Origin of the sequence: Microbacterium sp. LKL04, from assembly GCF_900102005.1 — a bacterium.
Classification (GTDB): domain Bacteria; phylum Actinomycetota; class Actinomycetes; order Actinomycetales; family Microbacteriaceae; genus Microbacterium.
Genome location: NZ_LT627736.1, coordinates 2,577,230 through 2,596,949 on the forward strand (window position 1 = coordinate 2,577,230; position 19,720 = coordinate 2,596,949).

Genomic DNA, 19,720 nt, shown 5'->3' on the forward strand with positions numbered 1-19,720 from the left:
AACGTACAACCAAATGGTTGCACAAACGGAGCTCAGCGATGATCGGATCGACCGCGTCTTCCACGCCCTGGCGGCGGCGACGCGGCGCGACATCCTGCGTCGCACGCTCGAGCGCGAGCAGTCCGTCTCCACGCTCGCCGCGGACTACGACATGTCGTTCGCGGCCGTCCAGAAGCACGTCGCCGTGCTCGAGGCGGCCGAGCTCGTCGTCAAGCGCGCGGAGGGCCGCGAGCGCCTCGTTCGAGCGGACCCCGACATGATCGCCCGCGCCCGGGCGCTGCTCGGACAGTACGAAGACCTCTGGCGCTCCCGCGTCGATCGGCTCGACGCCCTTCTCGCCGAGCCCGAGAACTGACCCATCCCACGAAGGAGTGAGACATGCCCGTCACCGACATCACCACCGACACCGACAACCTCACGATGACGCTCACGGCTGACGTCGACGCCCCCGTCGACCGCCTGTGGCGTGCGTTCACGCAGCCGCGTCAGCTCGAGCGGTTTTGGGGTCCTCCCGGCTGGCCGGCCACGTTCACCGCCTTCGACTTCACCGTCGGCGGTCACGCCGACTACGCGATGACCAGCCCCCAGGGTGAGAAGTCCCGCGGCACATGGGAGTTCCTCGCCATCGACGAGGGTCGCAGCTTCGAGGTGCTCGACGCGTTCGCCGACGAGAACGGCGAGCCGATGTCGGGCTTCCCCTCCATGCGCATGCGCTTCTCCTTCGACGAAACCGCCACCGGCTCCCGGCTCTCGAACATCACGTACTTCACCTCGGTCGAGGCGCTTGAGCAGGTCGTCGCGATGGGCGCCGTCGAAGGATCGCGCATGGCGATGAACCAGCTCGACACGGTCCTCCACGACCTGCGCGACTGGTTCCAGGGCGAGGGCACGAACGTCGAACTGCTCGACGACACCCACGTCCGCATCACGCGTCTCGTCGACGGTCCGCGGGAGCTCGTCTGGCGGGCGCACAACGACCCCGAGCTGCTGAAGAAGTGGATGCTGGGCCCCGACGGGTGGTCGATGGTGGAGTGCGTCGTCGGCGAGCACTACCGGAACGTGTGGGAGGAGGACGGCAAGCCCGAGAGCCGCTTCGGCTTCGAGGGCGAGACGCTGCTCCTCGACGAACCGCGCCGCTCGGTCAGCACCGAGAGGATGATCGGCATGGAGGGTCCGTCGACGACGAACGACCTGCAGTTCTACGAGGAGGACGGTGCGACGCTGCTGACGCTCCTCATCGAATACCCCGATCGCGAGACGCGCGACATGATCCTCGCCACCGGCATGGCGGACGGCATGGAAGCGTCCTACGCTCGGCTCGAGCGCGAGGTGCTGCAGGCGGCGTGACGCCTGGCCGAAGCGACGTCCTCGTCCGCCGGCTCAGGCCCGGGCGAGGGCGTCCTCGAGCGCGACCCACGCGAGCATCGCGCACTTGACGCGAGCCGAGAACTTCGAGACCCCCGACAGCGCGGCGGCATCGGCGAACGTCTCCTCGTCGAGGGGGATCGCTCCGCGCGAACGCAGCGCCTCGCGGAACCCAGTTATGAGCTTCACGGCGTCCTCGCGCGGCAGACCGGCGTCGCCGCCGTCCTCCTCGATCAGGGCCGCGAGCATCGATGCGGACGCCTGCGAGATCGAGCAGCCCGAACCCTCCCACGACAGGTCCACGATGCGCTCGCCGGCGTCGTCGACGCGCACGCGGAGGGTGATGTCGTCGCCGCACATCGGGTTGTGCTGGTGCGAGCTCGCGGTCCGCCCCTCCTCGGACGAGAGGCCCTGGCCGTGCGGGTGCTTCGAGTGGTCCAGGATCAGCTCCTGATACAGCGAGTCGAGACCGTTCATTCGTTCACTCCGAAATAGGACCGGATGCCGCTGACGGCATCGACCAGGGCATCGACATCGGCGTCGGTGTTGTACAGGGCGGCGGATGCGCGGACGGATGCCGTCACGCCGAACCGGCGGTGCAGGGGAGCTGCGCAGTGGTGTCCGACGCGGACGGCGATGCCCTGCGCGTCGAGGAACTGGCCGGCATCGTGCGCGTGCACGCCGTCGACGACGAAGCTCCAGAGGCCGACGCGCTCCGCGCCCTCGGCATCGCCGAGCAGACGGATGCCGGGGATGTCGACGAGTCCCTCGCGCATGCGCGCGGCGAGGCGAACCTCGTGCGCGTGTACGGCGGACATGCCGGCGTCCTCCAGATACGACACGGCGGCCGCGAGCCCGATCGCGGGTCCGATCGGCTGCGTGCCCGCCTCGAAACGCTGAGGCGGCGGCAGATAGCCGGCCTCGTCGAGCGTCACGGTGGTGATCATCGACCCGCCCGTGAGGAACGGCGGCATGGCCTCGAGGATCTCACTGCGGCCGTAGAGACCGCCGACCCCGTACGGCCCGAGCATCTTGTGCCCGCTGAAGACGGCGAGGTCGACCCCCATCGCGGGCAGGTCGAGCCGCATGTGCGGTGCCGACTGGCAGGCGTCGAGCACGGTCAGCGCGCCGACCTTCTGCGCGAGCGCGACGATCTCGGCGACCGGGTTCACGATCCCGAGGACGTTCGACACGTGCGAGAACGCGACGATCCGCGTGCGCTCGCCGATGATCTGCGCCGCGGCATCCACATCGAGGCGGCCATCGTCCGACACAGGGATGTGCCGCAGAACGGCGCCGGTGCGCGCGGCGAGCTCCTGCCACGGGATGAGGTTCGCGTGGTGCTCGGACTCGGTCGCGACGATCTCGTCGCCGGGCTGCAGAGCCAGGCGAGCGGATGCCGGTGCCCCCCGCCCGAGCGTCGCGTTGCCGATCGAGTAGGCCACCAGGTTGAGGCCCTGGGTGGCGCCGCTCGTCCACACGAGCTGCTCCTCGCGCGCGCCGACGAAGCGCGCGACGGTAGCCCGGGCATCCTCGAACAGATCCGTCGCCTCGGCGGCGAGGGTGTGGGCGCCGCGGTGGACGGCCGCGTTGCTGCGGGTGAGGAAGTCGTACTCGGCCTGCAGCACCTGCCGGGGCTTCTGGCTCGTCGCTCCGGAGTCGAGGTAGACAAGCGGGTGCCCGTTGACCTCTTGCTGGAGGATCGGGAAGTCCTCGCGAAGCCGGGCAGCGTCGAGCGTGGCCGACTCGGACAGGGCGGGAGAAGTCACCCCTCTAGGCTACGCCGGTGCGCGGTGGCACGGCCCGGCGCGTCAGTTGTCGGAATGCTCGACCAAACCGTAATGACGCTGATCGACGCGGCCGCCGCGATCGTCGCCGGGCAGCGGGCGCGACCGGCGCCCGTAGACGATCTCGGACGAGTCGAGCAGCCACGGCACCAGGGTCACAGTGACGCCGTGGACCATCATGAGCTGCTGCGCGATCCGGCGGGCGCGGCGGTTGTGGAGCGGGGTCTCCCACCAGTGGCCCACGATGTACTGCGGCAGGTAGACGGTCACGACGGAGGGCCCGTGCTTCTCGCGGTACTTCTCGATGAAGCCGATCAGGGGCGAGCCGTAGTGGCGGTAGGGCGAATCGACCACGACCAGGGGCACCGGCATCCGGTGGTACTCCCAATCGGCCTTCAACTCGGCGATGTCGTCGGTCGTGACCGCGACGTGGACGGCGAGGGTCTTCTCGTGCTTGGCGGCCAGGGCGTAGTCGATGGCCTTGGCCACGGGCTTCTGCAGCTTGCCGACGAGGATGATCGCGAGGTCGCCCGATGCGCCGAACCTCACGGTGTCGTCCATCTCGATCTCGTGCTCGACGTCGCGGTAGTACCGGTTCACGCCGATCATGAGGAACGCGAGGACCGGCATCGCCAGGAACACCAGCCAGGCGCCGTGCGTGAACTTCGTGATCGTCACGATGACGAGGACCGCGACGGTGAACGCCGCCCCGACGGTGTTGATGGCGAGTCCCGACAGGGCAGCCCGCCGCGCGGCCGAGTTCCCCTTGAGGAGTCGCAGCTCGCGACGCCAGTGCCGGACCATGCCGATCTGGCCGAGCGAGAACGACACGAACACGCCGATGATGTAGAGCTGGATGAGGGTGGTCAGGTTCGCCTGGAAGACCACGAGGATCGCGATCGCCGCGCCGCCGAGGATCAGCATCCCGTTCGAGAAGACGAGGCGGTCGCCGCGCGAGTTCAGCGCCTTGGGTGCGTAGCTGTCGCGGGCGAGCACCGACCCGAGCAGCGGGAACCCGTTGAACGCCGTGTTGGCGGCGAGCAGCAGGACGCAGGCGGTAGCGGCCTGGATGATGAAGAAGAACACCGAGTCGCCGCCGAAGGTGGCTGCCGCGACCTGCGCCATGAGGCTCGGCTGCGGGCCGGCCGCGCAATCGAAGCCGATCAGACTGCAGGGGTTCTCGGCGTAGTGCACGCCGGCGATGAGGGCGAGCGAGGTGAGCCCCGCGAACAGGACGATCGCGATGCCGCCCATGAGCACGAGGGTCGTCTGCGCGTTCTTGACTTTGGGGGTGCGGAATGCGGGCACACCGTTGCTGACGGCCTCGACTCCGGTCAAGGCGGAGCAGCCGCTCGAGAAGGCGCGCAGCAGCAGCAGGATGAACGCGACCTGAGACAGGGCCTCGGGCTCGACGGTGTACGCCGCGCTCGAGGCGACAGGTGCGTCGCCGATCGCCCAGCGGAACAGGCCGGTCCCGATCATCAGCGCGACGGAGCCGATGAACACGTACGTGGGGATCGCGAACGCCTGCGACGCCTCGCGCACGCCGCGCAGGTTCACGATCACCAGGAGGATCACGAAGCCCACCGCGAGCTCCACGCGCCATGCGTTGAGGAACGGGAGCGCCGAGATGATGTTGTCGACGCCGGAGGACACCGACACCGCGACGGTCAGGACGTAGTCGACGAGCAGCGCCGACCCGACCACGACGCCGGCCTTCTCGCCGAGGTTCGTGCGGGCGACCTCGTAGTCGCCGCCGCCCGACGGATACGCCTTGATGAGCTGGCGGTAGCTGAGGACCACGACGACGAGCAGCACGACGACCGCGGCGGCGACGGGCGGCGCGAACGCCATGAACGCCGTCCCGCCGATGAGCAGGATCATCAGGAGTTCCTGCGGCGCGTAGGCCACCGACGACAGTGCATCCGACGCGAAGATGGGCAGCGCGCGCTTCTTCGGAAGCAACTGCCCATCGAGCTTCTCGGTGTCGAGGGGTTCGCCGATCAGCATGCGCTTCACGGCGGGAGAAGGGACCGCGTTCGGGTCGCGGCTGTCACTGGTCACGGCGGGCGACATTACGCCTCCCGCGAACCCGCCGCAACGCGGGCGGGTCACGGACTATTCCCTAGACTCGCCGGATGAGCGGACAAGTCTTCCCGGCAGTCGTCGCGATCCTGTTCGGGGCAGTCGTCGGGCTCATCCTCTTCGTCCCCGTCGTAGCCGTCAGCTACCGTCGCCGTGGTCGTCTCAGTCTCGGCCGCGTGGCGTTCTGGGCGGCATCCCTCGTCTACTTCCTGGCCATCTGGAGCTACACGCTCCTTCCCCTGCCCGCCTCGGACGACTACCGCTGCTCGGGGGCGGTGCTCTCGCTCGCGCCGACCATCGACGACCTCGTGGGGGCCTTCGCCGACGGGTCGCCGCTGACCGACATCCGACTCCTCCAGGTCGCCTTCAACGTCCTCCTCTTCCTCCCCCTCGGGTTCCTGATCCGGGTCGTGGGGCGTCGGGGTGTCGTCATCGCCACTCTCGTCGGGTTCCTCCTGTCCCTGCTCATCGAGACCACCCAGCTGACCGGGGTGTGGGGATTGTTCCCGTGCGGGTACCGCCTCTTCGACGTCGGTGACCTGCTCACCAACACCCTGGGCGCCCTCGTCGGCTCGATCGTCGCCCTCCTCGTCCCGGCGCGACTGCGCGGCGTCGAGAAGGCAGCGGATGCCGGTGAGCCCCGCCCGGTCACGCGCGGCCGCCGCCTGCTCGGGGCCGTCTGCGACCTGCTCGGCACGGCGATCCTCGGAGGTGCCGCGGGGACCACGATTCAGCTCTTCCTGCAGTACGCACTGCGCCGTGAGGACCTGGTCGCCGACGGGGTCATCGCCGACATCGCCTCGGGATGGGTGCCGATCGCCGTGTGGACCGTCGTCGTCCTCGCGACGGGCCGCACCGTCGGCGACCTGTGCGTCGAGCTGCGTTACGAAGGCGGCCGCCTGCCGGAGCCCGGCGCACGGGCGCTCCGCTTCGTCGGCGGGATCGGCGGCTACCTCCTGCTCAGCGAGCTGGGGGCGGCCCTCGGCATCCTCTCGGTCGTCTTCGTGCTGGTGTGGGCGGTCCTCTTCTTCGCCACCCCCGCCGGGCGCGGGCTACCGGGCGTCGTCAGCGGACGGCGACTGGTGGATGCGCGCACGACGGCGCCGACCGATCACTGACCGCGGGCGCGGAACGTGTAGGTGATCGAGGCCACCTTCTGACCGGACTCGTCGGACTCGACGAAGGCGCTGAATTCGCGCGACCCGTTGCTGTAGAACTTTCCGCGGCCCTCGCCGTAGGTGAGGCGCACGCGGCCGTTCGTGAGCGTGAACTCGTCGAAGGGCCCCTTGCTGCGAGCCTGGTCGAGGCTGTCGCCGACGGCCACTCCGAACTCGTTCGCGACCTGCACGTCCTGGGGGAGCCCGGAGGTCAGTGCGATCCACGTCGGTGCGGGGACCTCGCCCCGGGAACGGCCGCCGTCGCCGAGGAAGACGTCGTACAGGCGGAACCCCGGCCAGACGTAGATGTCGTACGCCCAGTTCTCGGCGTCGCCGTTGACGAACTCCTCCTTCGGCGCGGTGCCGAAAGCCTTGGTCAGCGCAGCGATCACCGGACCCGAGTCATCGGCCCATTTGTGGTCGACCGTGCCGTCGGCGGTCTTCACGGTGAAACCGGACCCGTTCACTTCGATGGTGGATGCCGCGGCGGGCGGCTCCTCCGCCACGGGCTCCGACGGCTCGGGGTCCTGCGATGGCGAGGGCGCCGGCTGGGGTGCGGCCTGCGAGGTCGCCGGCGCCGGCGGCGCTGCCGTCGTCGGCTCGGTCGCCCGTAGCAGGTAGACGCTGACGACCACGATGACGGCGACCAGGAGCACGCCGGCGACCGCGCCGAGGATCATCGGGACCCGGTTCGGGTTCGCCGGACGCTCGGGCTTCTCGTGCTCTTGCGGGTCGAGGGGCGCGAAGGGCAGCCAGTCGTCGTTGCTCATGTGAGGAACTCCCGCGCGGCGACGGTCAGGGCGTCGACGCCGCGCTCGATGGTCGGGTGCAGGACGGGGGCGAAGAACGGGGAGTGGTTCGTCGGGATGTCACGCGAGATCGTACCGGCAGCAGCGGCATCCGCGTACTGCTGCGGGTCGACGCCGCCCCAGAACCAGTAGACGAGCGGAACGCCGGCCTCCCGGGCGAACCACGAGACGTCCTCGCTCCCGGTGAACATACCGGGATCCACGACGGTGCCCTCGCCGAACGCGCGGTCCATCGCCGCGGTCAGGCGGGCGGTCGAGTCGATGTCGTTGATGGTGGGCGGCAGGGTGTGGAGCGTCGTGATCGTCGGTTCCTGCTCCGCACCGGATGCCGCGGCCTCGGCGCGGACGACACGCTCGACGCGTTCGAGGATGTCGGCCCGTGCCTCGTCGTTCGGATAGCGCAGGCTCAGCTCGAGGGTCGCCTCGGCCGGGATGATGTTGTTCTTCAGGCCGGCGTGGATCGAGCCGACGGTGACGACGGCCATCTCGCGCGGGTCGACCTCGCGCGAGACGACGGTCTGCAGGCGCATGACCGTCGCCGCCGCCATGACGATCGGGTCGATCGTCGCGTGGGGACGCGAGCCGTGACCGCCGCGGCCGTGCATCGTGACGGTGATGCCGTCGGATGCCGCCATCTGGGTGCCCGGGCGCACGCCGATCGTTCCGGCGGGAAGCGGTGTCAGGTGCTGGCCGAGGACGATGTCGGGCTTCGGGTACCGGTCGAAGACGCCGTCGGCGATCATCGCCTGTGCCCCTGCGCCGTACTCCTCGGCGGGCTGGAAGACGGCGACGACGGTGCCCGACCACTCCTCACGGGTCGCCTGCAGTTTCTCGAGCGCGCCCAGCAGGGCGGTTACGTGCATGTCGTGGCCGCAGGCGTGCATGACCGGGACGTCCTGCCCGGAGGGGTCGACGCCGCGGGCGGTGCTCGCGTAGGAGAGGCCGGTCTGCTCGGGGACCGGGAGGCCGTCCATGTCGGCGCGGAGCCAGATCACGGGTCCGTCGCCGTTGCGGATCGCGGTGACGACGCCGGTGCGGCCGACGCCCTCCTCGTAGTCGAGGCCGAGCGATGCGAGCTCGCGTGTGATGACGCCGGCCGTCCGGGTCTCCTGGAACGACAGTTCCGGGTGCCGGTGCAGGTCGGTGTAGATCGCTTCGAGGTCGAGAGGCATGACGTCGAGCCTACGGGGACGGGGCCGCCGCTACCTCAGTGAGTCCTCTACGGGAGCGGCTGTCGAGGTCCGCTCGACGAGCTGGAACGCGAGTTCGCCGAGCTCCTGGCGCCCTTCGAGCGCGGCGAGGACGGCGGCGGCGGCACGCTCGCCCTGTTCGTGCGGGAACTGGGCGATCGTCGTCAGGCCGAAGAAGCCGCCCATCTCGTGCCCGTCGACGCCGATCACCGAGAGCTCCCTCGGCACCTCGAGTCCGCGGTCCCTCGCCGCGAACATGGCGCCGAAGGCGATCTCGTCGGATGCCGCGAAGATCGCCGTCGGCGCAGCGGCACCGTCCAGCAGGGCGAGTGCGGCGCGATGTCCGCCCTCGATCGTGAAGTCCGCCGCGGCGAAGGGAGCGTCCGGGATGCCGGCATCCGCCATCGCCGAGGTGAAACCGTGCCGGCGCAGCGACGGGATGTCGAGGCCCGGATCTCCCGCGTAGCCTGCGCCGATGTGCGCGATGCGCCGGTGGCCGAGGGTCAGCAGGTGCTCGGTCGCGGCGCGGGCGACGGCCAGCTCGTCGACGCGGAGTGCCGGCAGCCGGGGAGTGGTGGCGCCGAGGCCCACGACGGGCAGATCGAGCGCGAGGAGCCGGTCGACCTCGTCGTCGGCGAGGGTCACCGAGAGGACGATGATTCCGTCGACCCGGCCGCGCCGCAGCGACACGTCCAGCACGCCGTCCCGCTGGGACCGCTCGTCGCTCATGCTGTAGAGCGTCATGTCGTAGCCCTGCGGTGCGAGGCGGCTCGCGATGCCGTCGAGCACGTTCGCGAAGAACCACCGGTCGAGCAGCGGGACGACGACGCCGATGTTCGCGGCACGCCCCGTCGCCAGAGCGGATGCCGCAGCCGAAACCACGTAGCCGAGGTCGGCCGCGGCCGCACGCACGCGGGCGCGGGTCGCATCCGAGATGCGCCCGCGCCCGCTGAGCGCGCGTGAGACGGTCGCCGCCGAGACGCCTGCGGCGCGGGCGACGTCGTCGATGCCGGTCACGTCAGTCCGCGGCGATCCACACGGTCGTGTCGGCCGGCAGCTCGCGCCCCTCGAACGCGTCGCTCTCGACCAGCAGCGTCCCCTTCGGCAGCGCGACCGGGGTCGTGCCCACGTTCGCGATCACCGTCATGTCGCCGTTGCGGAAGGCGATGACGTCCTCGCCGTAGCCGTCCAGCCACTCGAGCGCGCCCGACCCGAGGTCGTGCGCGCGGCGGGTCGCCAGCAGCGTGCGGTACAGCCACAGGGTCGAGTCCGGCTGGTCCTCCTGCACGTCGCGGGCGAGCGCCGTCCACTCCGCAGGCTGCGGCAGCCAGCTCTCGCCCGTCGGGCTGAAGCCGAACGCGCCCTGATCGGCGGTCCAGGGCAGCGGGACGCGGCATCCGTCACGTCCGTAGCGCTCACCGTTCGTGCGGAACCAGGTCGGGTCCTCGCGGACGTCGTCGGGCAACTCCATCGCCTCGGGGAGTCCGAGCTCCTCGCCCTGGTACAGGTACGACGAGCCGGGGAGGGCGAGCATGAGCGCGGTCGCCGCGCGGGCGCGACGAAGTCCCGCGGCGGGATCGGGCTTGCCGGGCGTCTCGGGCCCGACGCCGTGCCCCTGGGGGTGACCGGGCATCGCGAGGCGGGTCGCGTGGCGGATGACGTCGTGGTTCGAGAGGACCCACGTGGCCGGAGCGCCGACGGCGGGGAAGGCGCGCAGGGACTCGCTGATGATCTCGCGCAGCTGCGCGGCATCCCACTCGCTCATCGCGTAGGGGAAGTTAAAGGCCTGGTGCATCTCGTCGGAGCGCACCCACTTGGCGGTCTCGTCGACCGTCGGCAGCCACGCCTCGGCGCACAGCGCGCGGTCCCCGTCGTACTCCGCGAGCACACGGTGCCATTCGCGCCAGACCTCGTGGACGCCGTCCTGACCCCAATACGGGACCGGCTCCGCGCCGCCCATCGAGTCGGCCTCGGCCGGCGGGGTGTAGTCGGGCAGGCCGTCGGCCTTGATCAGGCCGTGCGCCACGTCCACGCGGAAGCCGTCGACGCCGCGGTCGAGCCAGAAGCGCAGCGTCGCCTCGAACTCGGCGCGCACCTCGGGGTTGGTCCAGTCGAAGTCGGGCTGCGACGTGTCGAACAGGTGCAGGTACCACTGGCCGTCGGCAATCCGCGTCCAGGCCGGGCCGCCGAAGACGGACTCCCAGTTGTTGGGGGGCAGTTCGCCGTTCTCGCCCGTGCCGTCGCGGAACATGTAGCGCGCGCGCTCGGGGCTGCCGGGAGCGGCGGCGAGGGCCTGCTGGAACCAGACGTGCTTGTCGGAGGAGTGGTTCGGGACGAGGTCGATGATGACTCGGATGCCGCGGGCGTGAGCGCCCTCGAGCATGTCGTCGAAGTCGCCGAGGGTGCCGAACAGCGGGTCGACGTCACGGTAGTCGGCGACGTCGTAGCCGGCATCCTTCTGGGGAGAGGTGAAGAAGGGGCTCAGCCACACGGCGTCGACGCCGAGCGAGGCGAGGTCGTCGAGGTGCGACGTGATGCCGGGCAGGTCGCCGATGCCGTCGCCCGAGGCGTCCGCGAAGGAGCGGGGGTAGATCTGGTAGATCACGGCGGTGCGCCACCACTCGGCGCCGGGCCGGCTCTCGCCGATCGGAGCGAGCGTCGAGGTGACGGTCGGGGAGGGGGTCGAAGTCATGCGCGCCAGCCTAGCGCAAGCGCTTGCGCACGCGGTATCAGACGCTGTCGAGTACCCTCGACCCAGTGAATCCCGACGCACTCGCCCGAGCCGAAGCGCTCATCGCGACGATCCCCGACTTCCCCGAACCCGGCATCCTCTTCCGCGACATCTCGCCGCTGCTGGCCGACCCCGCGGGGCTCCGCACCATCGCGATGGCCATGGCCGAGCCGTTCATCGGCTCGTTCGACGTCGTCGCGGGCGTCGAAGCGCGCGGCTTCCTGCTCGCCGGCGCGATCGCGATCGCCTCGGGCACCGGTCTCGCCCCGATCCGCAAGGCGGGCAAGCTTCCGCGTCCCGCCGGCTCGGTGAGCTACGACCTCGAGTACGGCAGCGCGACGATCGAGATGTCGGGCGACCTGTCCTCCGGCGCGCGCGTCCTGCTCGTCGACGACGTCCTCGCCACGGGTGGCACGCTCCGCGCCGGGCAGCAGCTGCTCGAGCAGCTCGGCTACAGCCTCGCCGGCACGTCGGTGCTGATGGAGCTCACCGCGCTCGGGGGCCGCTCCGTCTGCGGCCCCGTGCACAGCGTGTTCACGGTCTGATCAGGTCCGGATCACGACGTTCTCGGGCTCCTCGCCCGCGAGCAGGTGCCCGATCTGGCGACGCAGCAGCCGCACGATCCGGGGGTGCATCGCATCGGTCGCCCCGCCGACGTGCGGCGCGATGACGACGCCGTCGAGCGTCCACAGCGGGTGGTCCGCGGGGAGCGGTTCGGGGTCGGTGACGTCGAGGGCCGCTCGGATGCCGCGGCTCCGGATGTGCGCGACGAGGGCGTCCGTGTCGATCAGCGACCCCCGTCCCACGTTGACGACGAGGGCGCCGTCGGGCAGGGCGGCGAGGAACGCGTCGTCGATGATGTGCCGGGTCTGGTCGCCTCCGGGGAGCGAGGTAACGACGATGTCGACGCCGGGGAGGAGGTCCGGCAGCTCGTCGACGCTGTGCACACGGATGCCGTCCTCGTCGCGCGCGCTCGAGGCGACCGGTACCAGGTCGACCTCGAAGGGGGCGAGACGTGCGGCGATCGCCTTGCCGACGCCGCCGTAGCCGAGCACCAGGATGCGGCGGTCGGCGAGACCGGTGGCCTGGAACGGCGACCAGTCGCCCTTCTCCTGCGCGCGGACGAACCGGTCGATGCCGCGCTGCGCTGTGAGCGTCAGGGCGACGGCGAGTTCCGCGGTGGCCGCCTCGTGAACGGTCGTGGCGTTCGCGAAGACCGTACCGGCGGGCAGGCGGTCTTCGATGCCTTCGTAGCCGATCGCCTGACCCTGCACGAGTCCGACCTCGACACCCTCGAGCCGGGCGAGGGGGTCCTGCCCGGACATGTACGGCGGGACGACGATGTCGATGCGCGGGCGGGGGGAGGCGGCATCCATCTTCCAGACGAAGACGTCGGCCCCGTCGATGTCGGAGAGGTCCTCGGCGAGGCGGGCAGAGGGGACGCTGACGCTGATCGAAGCCATGCGTCCGAGGCTATCGTCCGGCCCAGGGCCTCGGCCCGTGCCGGGACCACGACACCTAGGCTGGTTCGATGCTTGAAACCCCCCGCCGCGACGCCGATGCCTTCGTCCGTGTGCGCGGGGCGCACGAGAACAACCTGCGGAACGTGGATGTCGACGTCCCCCGCGACGCGATCGTCGCCTTCACCGGTGTCTCGGGTTCGGGCAAGTCCTCGCTCGCGTTCGGCACCATCTTCACCGAGGCGCAGCGCCGCTACCTGGAGTCGGTCGCGCCGTACGCGCGGCGATTGATCCAACAGGGTCACGACCCGCACGTGGATTCGATCACGGGGCTCCCGCCCGCCGTCGCCCTGCAGCAGCGGCGGGGCGCGCCGAGTTCGCGGTCGAGCGTCGGTACGGTCACCACGCTGTCGAACTCGCTGCGCATGCTGTTCTCGCGGGCGGGCACGTTCCCGACCGGCTTCACGACGCGCCTCGACTCCGACGCGTTCTCGCCGAACACGGCGGCGGGCGCCTGTCCCGAGTGTCACGGCGTCGGCGTCGCGCACACGGTGACCGAGGACACGCTCGTGCCTGACCCGTCGCTGAGCATCCGCGACGGCGCGATCGCGGCGTGGCCGGGGGCATGGCAGGCCAAGAACCTCCGCGACATCACGATCACCCTCGGCTACGACGTCGATCGCCCGTGGCGCGAACTCGACCAGGCCGACCGCGACTGGCTCCTGTTCACCGAGGAGCAGCCCGTCGTGCAGATCACTCCGCAGCGCGACCGTGTCGCCAAGCCCTACAACGGCACGTTCTGGAGCGCGAAGAAGTTCGTCTTCCACACGCTCGCCGACTCGCAGAGCGCGTCGATGCGCAACCGCGTGCTCGGCTTCGTCCGCACCGGCGTGTGCCCGCTGTGCGGCGGGACGGGCCTGCGCCGCGAAGCGCTCGCCGTCACGTTCGCAGGGCACTCGATCGCCGAGCTGAACGCCCTGCCGATCCGCGAACTCGCCGAGGTCCTGCGTCCGACGACGCAGATCCGGGATGCCTCGCCCGCCCTCCCGACCACCGCGTCGGGCGAGCGCACCGATGTCGCCGTCGCCATCACGACCGACCTCGTGGCCCGCATCCAGGTGCTGCTCGACCTCGGTCTCGGGTACCTCGGCCTCGGTCGGGTCACCACGACCCTCTCGCCGGGTGAGATGCAGCGCCTCCGGCTGGCGACCCAGCTGCGCTCGGGCCTGTTCGGGGTCGTCTACGTCCTCGACGAGCCGTCGGCCGGCCTCCACCCCGACGACGCCGCACCGCTCCTCGACGTCCTCGAGCAGCTTCGCGCCTCGGGAAACTCGGTCTTCGTCGTCGAGCACAACATGGACGTCGTCCGTCGCGCCGACTGGATCATCGACGTCGGTCCCGGCGCGGGTGAGGCCGGCGGCGCCGTCCTCTACTCCGGCGAGGTCGAGGGGCTGGCCGCCGTCGCCGAGTCGGCGACGCGTCCGTTCCTCTTCCCCGGCGCCGACGCATCGGTGCGACGGGAGCGCCGCGAGGCCACCGGCATCCTCTCGCTCCAGGGTGTCTCACTGCACAACCTCGACGGGCTCGACGTCGCGTTCCCCCTCGGCGTCTTCACGGCGGTCACGGGCGTCTCGGGCTCGGGCAAGTCCACGCTCGTCAGCCGCGTCCTACGCGAGGTCGTCGATCGTCATCTGCGGGGCGACGCCGTCGACGACGCGGATGCCGACGGCCGAGGCGATGCCGACGAGCCGTCCGAGCGCATCGCCGAGGCGACGCTGCCGGCGGCGTCCATCGACACCCTGCGGGTAGGCGCCGTCACGGGCCTGGAGGCCGTCGACCGCCTCGTCCGCGTCGACCAGAAGCCCATCGGTCGCACCCCGCGGTCGAACCTCGCGACCTACACCGGACTGTTCGACGCCGTCCGCGCGGTGTTCGCCGCGACCGACCTCGCGCGCGAACGCGGGTACACGCCCGGCCGGTTCTCGTTCAACGTCGCGGGCGGCCGCTGCGAGACGTGCCTGGGAGAGGGTTACGTCACCGTCGAGCTCCTTTTCCTGCCCGGCAGCTACGGCCGGTGCCCGACCTGCCACGGTGCGCGCTACAACCCCGAGACGCTCGAAGTCACCTACGAGGGCAAGACCGTCGCCGACGTCCTCGCGATGACCGTCGACGAGGCGGCGACGTTCCTCGCGGGGGTGCCCGCGGCATCCCGGAGCCTCCGCACCCTGCAGGACGTCGGTCTCGGCTACCTGCGCCTCGGCCAGCCGGCGACAGAGCTCTCCGGCGGCGAGGCCCAGCGGATCAAACTCGCGACGGAGCTGCAGCGCGCGCGGCGCGGCCACACGCTGTACCTCCTCGACGAGCCGACGACCGGCTTGCACCCCGCCGACGTCCGGCGACTGTTGGCGCAGCTGCACGCCCTCGTCGACGCCGGCGACACCGTCGTCGTGGTCGAGCACGACATGGACGTCGTCGCGTCGGCCGACTGGGTCATCGACCTCGGCCCGTCGGGCGGGGATGCCGGGGGCCGCGTCGTCGCCGAGGGGACGCCCGAAGCCGTCGCGGCAGAACCCGACAGTCGCACGGCACCGCACCTCGCCCGCAGGCTGGGCGGCTGAGCCGGATCAGGCCGCGGCGTGCACGACGGCCGAGACGGCCGCCGTGAAGAACCGCAGGCCATCGACCCCCGACCGCATCGCGGCCGCGGTGTCGGGTCCGAACCCGGGCTCGATCGCGTGCTCCGGGTGCGGCATGAGCCCGACGACGTTGCCCTGCTCGTTCGTGAGCCCCGCGATGTCGTCGATCGACCCGTTCGGGTTGACGCCCGCGTAGCGGAACGCCACCAGGTTCTCGCCCTGGATCCGCGCGAGGGTCTCGTCGGAGGCGATGTAGCCGCCGTCCGCGTTCTTCAGCGGGATGACGATCTCCTGGCCGCGGCGGAACTCGTTCGTCCACGCGGTGTCGGCGTTCTCGACCACGAGGCGCTGGTCGCGGCGGATGAACTGCTGGTGCGCGTTGCGGATCAGGCCGCCCGGCAGCAGGTGGGCCTCGACGAGCATCTGGAATCCGTTGCAGATGCCGAGGATCGGCATCCCTTTGGCCGCGGCATCCTTCACCTCGGACATGATGGGCGCGAGCGCCGCGATCGCGCCTGCGCGCAGGTAGTCGCCGTAGCTGAAGCCGCCCGGCAGGACGAGGGCGTCGACGCCCTCGAGGTCGTGGGAGCCGTGCCAGAGGGCGACGGGCTCGGCGCCGGCGAGCCGGACGGCGCGGCGGGCGTCGCCGTCGTCGAGCGAGCCGGGGAAGGTGATGACCCCGACGCGGACGGTCACTCGACGACCTCGATACCGACGACGTCCTCGATCACGGAGTTCGAGAGGATCTCTTCGGCGATCGTGCGGACGGCGGCGAGGGTCTGCTCGTCGGCCGTCTCGACGGTGAGCTCGAAGCGCTTGCCGATCCGGACATCGCCGAATCCGGCGTGGCCGAGGCGCTGCAGCGCTCCGGCGACGGCCTTCCCCTGCGGGTCCAGGAGCTCGGCCTTGGGCATGACGTCGACGACGATGGTGGGCATCAGAAAGCTCCGGGATGTCGCGGGCAGGGGTGCGCGACCAGTCTAGAGCCCGACGTGCCCGCGCACCGTCCGCGCAGGTCGAGGCTCGTGACCAAACCGTGATCGCCGTCGTGGGAGCGCTCCCTTGACAGTCGTGGGAGCGATCCCATAACGTCGGCATCACTCGATGAGAGCGCTCCCATGCGGGAGATCCTTGCACCTCGCTCTCGCCACACCACAAAGGAGTGTTCTGTGAACGCACGCGCCCTGCGCCGCGTCGGCCTGATCGCCGGCGTCGCCGCCACCTCCGCTCTCGTCCTCGCCGGCTGCGCCGGCGGCGGCGACCAGGGCGGCACCGGAGCGGAAGGCGAGAAGGTCACACTGACCATCGCCACCTTCAACAACTTCGGCTACACCGACGAGTTCCTCCAGAAGTACGAGGACGAGAACCCGAACGTCACGATCGTCCACAACAAGGCGGCCGAGTCGGGTGACGCCCGCAAGAACTTCTTCCAGAAGCTCGGCAAGGGCGGTCTCGCCGACATCGAGGCCGTTGAGGTCGACTGGCTCAGCGAGGCCATGCAGTACTCCGACCTGCTCGCCCCCGTCCCCGACGACCTCAAGGGCCGTTGGCTGGACTGGAAGGAGAAGGCCGCGACGGACCCCGAGGGAAACCTCATCGGCTACGGCACCGACATCGGTCCGCAGGCGATCTGCTACCGGTCGGACCTCTTCGAGGCGGCCGGTCTGCCGTCCGAGCCCGCTGAGGTCGAGGCGCTGTTCGACGGCGACTGGAGCAACTACTTCGACGTGGCGGACCAGTACCGCGAGGCATCCGGCAAGGCCATGATCGACTCGGCCAACTCGGTCCTGCAGGGCATCGTCAACCAGATCGAGTACACCTACGACAAGCCGGACGGCTCCGTCATCGCGACCTCGAACCCCGAGATCGCCGACGCCTATAAGAGCGTCGTCGAGCGCGCCGTGCCGAACTCGGCATACTCCGCGCAGTGGGGCGACGACTGGATCGCGTCCTTCCAGGGCGACGACTTCGCGACGGTCCTCTGCCCCGGCTGGATGCAGGGCATCATCTCCGGCTACGCGCCGGATCAGAAGAACTGGAAGATCGCGAACACCTTCCCGGGCGGCGGCGGCAACTGGGGCGGCTCGTACCTGACCATTCCTGCCAACGGCAAGAACGTGAAGGAAGCGCAGAAGCTCGCCGACTGGCTGTCCGCTCCTGAGCAGCAGGTCGAGGCGTTCGTCAACGTCGGCGCGTTCCCCAGCCAGGTCGACGCGTACGAGAACGCCGACCTGACGGGTTACGTCAACGACTACTACAACGGCGCCAAGACCGGCGAGATCGGCGCGGACCGCGCCGAGGCCGTCACGGTCCTGCCGTTCAAGAGCGCGGACTACTTCAAGTACCACGACGCGCTCCAGAACGCCGTGAACCGCGTCTTCGACAAGTCCGAGTCCGAGGATGCCGCGTGGGAGACCTGGGTCTCCGAGGTCGAGGCCTTCTGATCCACTCCTGACGGGGGTGCCGGCCGCGCTCTGCGGCGGCCGGCATCCCTTTCCATCGCTCGACCACCACGGAGACGACTCGTGACCACCACCGACATCCGCCCACAGACCCCCGTGGACGAGCGGCCCACCGCCGGGGACCGTCCGATCCGTGTGCTCTCCTTCCGTCAGCGACTCAGCCGCTGGGACGTGAAGGTCTCGCCCTATCTCTACATCTCGCCGTTCTTCATCCTGTTCGCAATCGTCGGTCTGTTCCCGATCGGGTTCACGGCGGTCATCTCGTTCCAGGAATGGGATCTCATCCGCAACTCCGGCACCTTCGTCGGTTTCGAGCAGTACTCCTGGATCCTGAACGACCCGAAGTTCTGGGTCGCCCTGCGCAACACGTTCAGCATCTTCCTGCTCTCGACCGTCCCGCAGCTGCTGCTCGCCGTCTTCATCGCGGCGATGCTCGACCGCAACATCCGCGCCAAGACGTTCTGGCGCATGAGCGTCCTGCTCCCGTTCGTCATGGCGCCCGTCGCCGTGGCGCTGATCTTCAGCAACATGTTCGGCGACGTCCACGGCCTCGTGAACAACGCGCTGGGCTCCGTCGGCCTCGATCCCATCGCCTGGCACAAGGACCCGTTCTGGAGCCACGTCGCGATCGCCACCATGGTGAACTTCCGCTGGACCGGCTACAACGCCCTCATCCTCTTGGCGGCCATGCAGGCGGTGCCGCGCGAGTACTACGAGGCGGCCACGGTCGACGGCGCCGGCGCGTTCCGCCAGTTCGTCAGCATCACGCTGCCCTCGCTCCGCCCGACCCTCATCTTCGTGATCATCACCTCGACGATCGGCGGTCTGCAGATCTTCGACGAGCCGCGGATGTTCGACAACACCGGCGAGGGCGGACCCGCCCAGCAGTGGCTCACGATCACGCTGTACCTCTACAACATCGGCTGGGGCGAGTTCAATTTCGGTCGCGCCGCCGCCCTCGCGTGGATCCTGTTCATCATCATCGTGGTGATCGGTCTCGTGAACCTCCTCATCACCCGCCGCCTCGTCCGCGACGAGGGCGGCCGCGGCGTGAAAGCGCCGCGACGCGCACGGAAGGATGCCGCGCGATGACCACCATCAGCGAGCCGCCCCTGGCCATCGTCGAAGAGAACATCCCGAACGCCGCCCGTCGTCGTCGCGGCGAGCGGACCACCCGCATCCGCGGCGTGCGCGCCGGCTTCTGGGTCTATGTCGGGCTCGGCGTCGTCGCCGTGTCGGCGATCTTCCCCTACTACTGGTCGTTCCTCATCGGTTCGGGAGACCAGTTCACGATCAACGACCCGAACATGTCGTGGATCCCCGGCGCCAACTTCGTGACGAACGCCCTCTCGGTCATGAACGACCCGGCCGTCAACTTCTGGCTGGCCCTGTGGAACTCGGTCTTCAGCTCGACGCTGATCGCGGCGTCGGTCGTCGTCTTCTCGACGCTCGCCGGATGGGCGTTCGCCAAGCTGCGCTTCCGTGGCAGCAAGTTCCTGCTTGCGTTCGTCGTCGCCACCATGGCCGTCCCCATGCAGCTCGGCGTCGTCCCGCTGTACATCCTGTTCGCAGACCTCGGATGGACGGGGACCATCGGCGCGATCATCATCCCGGCGCTGACGAGCGCCTTCGGGGTGTTCTGGATGACGCAGTACATCGGCCAGACGGTGCCCGACGAACTCATCGAGGCCGCCCGCGTCGACGGAGCCAGTCAGATCCGCACCTTCTGGACGGTGGGCGTCACCGCAGCGCGTCCCGCCGCGGCCATGCTCTTCCTCTTCACGTTCGTCGGTGCGTGGAACCAGTTCTTCTGGCCGTTCATCGTGCTCGACCGGCAGAGCCCGACCCTCCCGGTGGCGCTGTCGCTTCTGCAGGCGAACTACTTCGTCGACTACTCCGTCGTCCTGGCGGGCGTCCTCCTGGCCACCGTTCCGCTGATCCTGCTGTTCGTCTTCGCGGGCAAGCAGCTCGTCAGCGGCATCATGGCCGGCGCGGTCAAGGGCTGACGGCCTCACCGTGAACGTCCTTTCGCAGGAGT

General features: G+C 69.9%; 18 protein-coding genes. 8 read left to right on the forward strand and 10 right to left on the reverse strand.

Annotated elements, in window-relative coordinates; genetic code table 11:
• Positions 1 to 13 precede the first annotated feature (13 nt).
• A complete protein-coding gene (locus BLP38_RS12640; RefSeq protein ID WP_091358307.1) occupies positions 14 to 355 on the forward strand; it encodes an ArsR/SmtB family transcription factor in 342 nt (113 codons plus the stop codon).
• Positions 356 to 378: 23 nt separating this feature from the next.
• Complete coding sequence (locus tag BLP38_RS12645; protein ID WP_091358309.1) at positions 379 to 1,347, forward strand: SRPBCC family protein; 969 nt, start codon at positions 379 to 381, stop codon at positions 1,345 to 1,347.
• 33 nt (positions 1,348 to 1,380) lie between these two features.
• Here the strand turns inward: BLP38_RS12645 and sufU are convergent, their stop codons facing one another.
• Genes sufU through BLP38_RS12660 form a run of 3 tightly spaced genes read right to left on the reverse strand, consistent with a single transcriptional unit; the run spans position 1,381 to position 5,228 of the window.
• On the reverse strand, positions 1,381 to 1,842 hold the full coding sequence (gene sufU, locus BLP38_RS12650; protein ID WP_091358312.1) for a Fe-S cluster assembly sulfur transfer protein SufU: 462 nt from the start codon (positions 1,840 to 1,842) through the stop codon (positions 1,381 to 1,383).
• A complete protein-coding gene (locus BLP38_RS12655) occupies positions 1,839 to 3,134 on the reverse strand; it encodes a SufS family cysteine desulfurase (protein WP_172824702.1) in 1,296 nt (431 codons plus the stop codon). The genes sufU and BLP38_RS12655 overlap by 4 nt, the downstream gene beginning before the upstream one ends.
• Positions 3,135 to 3,176: 42 nt before the next feature.
• On the reverse strand, positions 3,177 to 5,228 hold the full coding sequence (locus BLP38_RS12660) for an APC family permease (RefSeq protein ID WP_091358316.1): 2,052 nt from the start codon (positions 5,226 to 5,228) through the stop codon (positions 3,177 to 3,179).
• Between the two features lie 62 nt (positions 5,229 to 5,290).
• Between BLP38_RS12660 and BLP38_RS12665 the strand changes: the two genes are divergently transcribed.
• The gene (locus tag BLP38_RS12665) at positions 5,291 to 6,355 is read left to right on the forward strand and encodes a VanZ family protein (RefSeq protein WP_091358319.1); all 1,065 of its coding nucleotides are present in this window, start codon (positions 5,291 to 5,293) and stop codon (positions 6,353 to 6,355) included.
• Here the strand turns inward: BLP38_RS12665 and BLP38_RS12670 are convergent.
• Genes BLP38_RS12670 through BLP38_RS12685 form a run of 4 tightly spaced genes read right to left on the reverse strand, consistent with a single transcriptional unit; the run spans position 6,349 to position 11,085 of the window.
• Entirely contained in the window at positions 6,349 to 7,164 is an 816-nt protein-coding gene (locus BLP38_RS12670) for a hypothetical protein (protein ID WP_091358322.1), read from the reverse strand. The two genes, BLP38_RS12665 and BLP38_RS12670, sit on opposite strands and share 7 nt — an antisense overlap.
• The gene (locus tag BLP38_RS12675; protein ID WP_091358325.1) at positions 7,161 to 8,375 is read right to left on the reverse strand and encodes an amidohydrolase; all 1,215 of its coding nucleotides are present in this window, start codon (positions 8,373 to 8,375) and stop codon (positions 7,161 to 7,163) included. Before BLP38_RS12675 ends, BLP38_RS12670 begins: the two co-directional genes overlap by 4 nt.
• 30 nt (positions 8,376 to 8,405) lie before the next feature.
• Entirely contained in the window at positions 8,406 to 9,410 is a 1,005-nt protein-coding gene (locus BLP38_RS12680; protein ID WP_091358329.1) for a LacI family DNA-binding transcriptional regulator, read from the reverse strand.
• A 1-nt stretch (position 9,411) separates the two neighbouring features.
• Positions 9,412 to 11,085 (reverse strand): glycoside hydrolase family 13 protein, encoded by a 1,674-nt coding sequence (locus BLP38_RS12685; RefSeq protein WP_091358332.1) that lies wholly within the window; start codon positions 11,083 to 11,085, stop codon positions 9,412 to 9,414.
• A 65-nt stretch (positions 11,086 to 11,150) separates the two neighbouring features.
• Here BLP38_RS12685 and BLP38_RS12690 point away from each other — a divergent pair, with 65 nt between their 5' ends.
• Positions 11,151 to 11,669, forward strand: coding sequence for an adenine phosphoribosyltransferase (locus BLP38_RS12690; protein WP_091358335.1), 519 nt, complete (start codon positions 11,151 to 11,153; stop codon positions 11,667 to 11,669).
• Here the strand turns inward: BLP38_RS12690 and BLP38_RS12695 are convergent, their stop codons facing one another.
• A complete protein-coding gene (locus BLP38_RS12695) occupies positions 11,670 to 12,587 on the reverse strand; it encodes a 2-hydroxyacid dehydrogenase (protein WP_091358339.1) in 918 nt (305 codons plus the stop codon).
• Between the two features lie 68 nt (positions 12,588 to 12,655).
• Here BLP38_RS12695 and BLP38_RS12700 point away from each other — a divergent pair, with 68 nt between their 5' ends.
• Positions 12,656 to 15,202, forward strand: coding sequence for an excinuclease ABC subunit UvrA (locus BLP38_RS12700; RefSeq protein ID WP_091358343.1), 2,547 nt, complete (start codon positions 12,656 to 12,658; stop codon positions 15,200 to 15,202).
• Between the two features lie 6 nt (positions 15,203 to 15,208).
• Here the strand turns inward: BLP38_RS12700 and purQ are convergent, their stop codons facing one another.
• Together purQ and purS are read right to left on the reverse strand one after the other, a co-directional pair.
• Complete coding sequence (purQ, locus tag BLP38_RS12705; protein ID WP_091358346.1) at positions 15,209 to 15,916, reverse strand: phosphoribosylformylglycinamidine synthase subunit PurQ; 708 nt, start codon at positions 15,914 to 15,916, stop codon at positions 15,209 to 15,211.
• Positions 15,913 to 16,158 (reverse strand): phosphoribosylformylglycinamidine synthase subunit PurS, encoded by a 246-nt coding sequence (gene purS / locus BLP38_RS12710; protein WP_091358349.1) that lies wholly within the window; start codon positions 16,156 to 16,158, stop codon positions 15,913 to 15,915. Before purS ends, purQ begins: the two co-directional genes overlap by 4 nt.
• 231 nt (positions 16,159 to 16,389) lie before the next feature.
• Here purS and BLP38_RS12715 point away from each other — a divergent pair, with 231 nt between their 5' ends.
• From BLP38_RS12715 to BLP38_RS12725, 3 genes are all read left to right on the forward strand, one after another.
• Positions 16,390 to 17,664, forward strand: a complete 1,275-nt coding sequence (locus tag BLP38_RS12715; RefSeq protein WP_091358352.1) for an ABC transporter substrate-binding protein — start codon at positions 16,390 to 16,392, stop codon at positions 17,662 to 17,664.
• A gap of 81 nt (positions 17,665 to 17,745) precedes the next feature.
• Positions 17,746 to 18,774 carry a carbohydrate ABC transporter permease gene (locus BLP38_RS12720; protein ID WP_091358355.1) on the forward strand — a complete coding sequence of 343 codons (1,029 nt, stop codon included), beginning with the start codon at positions 17,746 to 17,748 and terminating at the stop codon, positions 18,772 to 18,774.
• Positions 18,771 to 19,688 carry a carbohydrate ABC transporter permease gene (locus BLP38_RS12725; protein ID WP_091358358.1) on the forward strand — a complete coding sequence of 306 codons (918 nt, stop codon included), beginning with the start codon at positions 18,771 to 18,773 and terminating at the stop codon, positions 19,686 to 19,688. Before BLP38_RS12720 ends, BLP38_RS12725 begins: the two co-directional genes overlap by 4 nt.
• Positions 19,689 to 19,720: the final 32 nt, after the last annotated feature.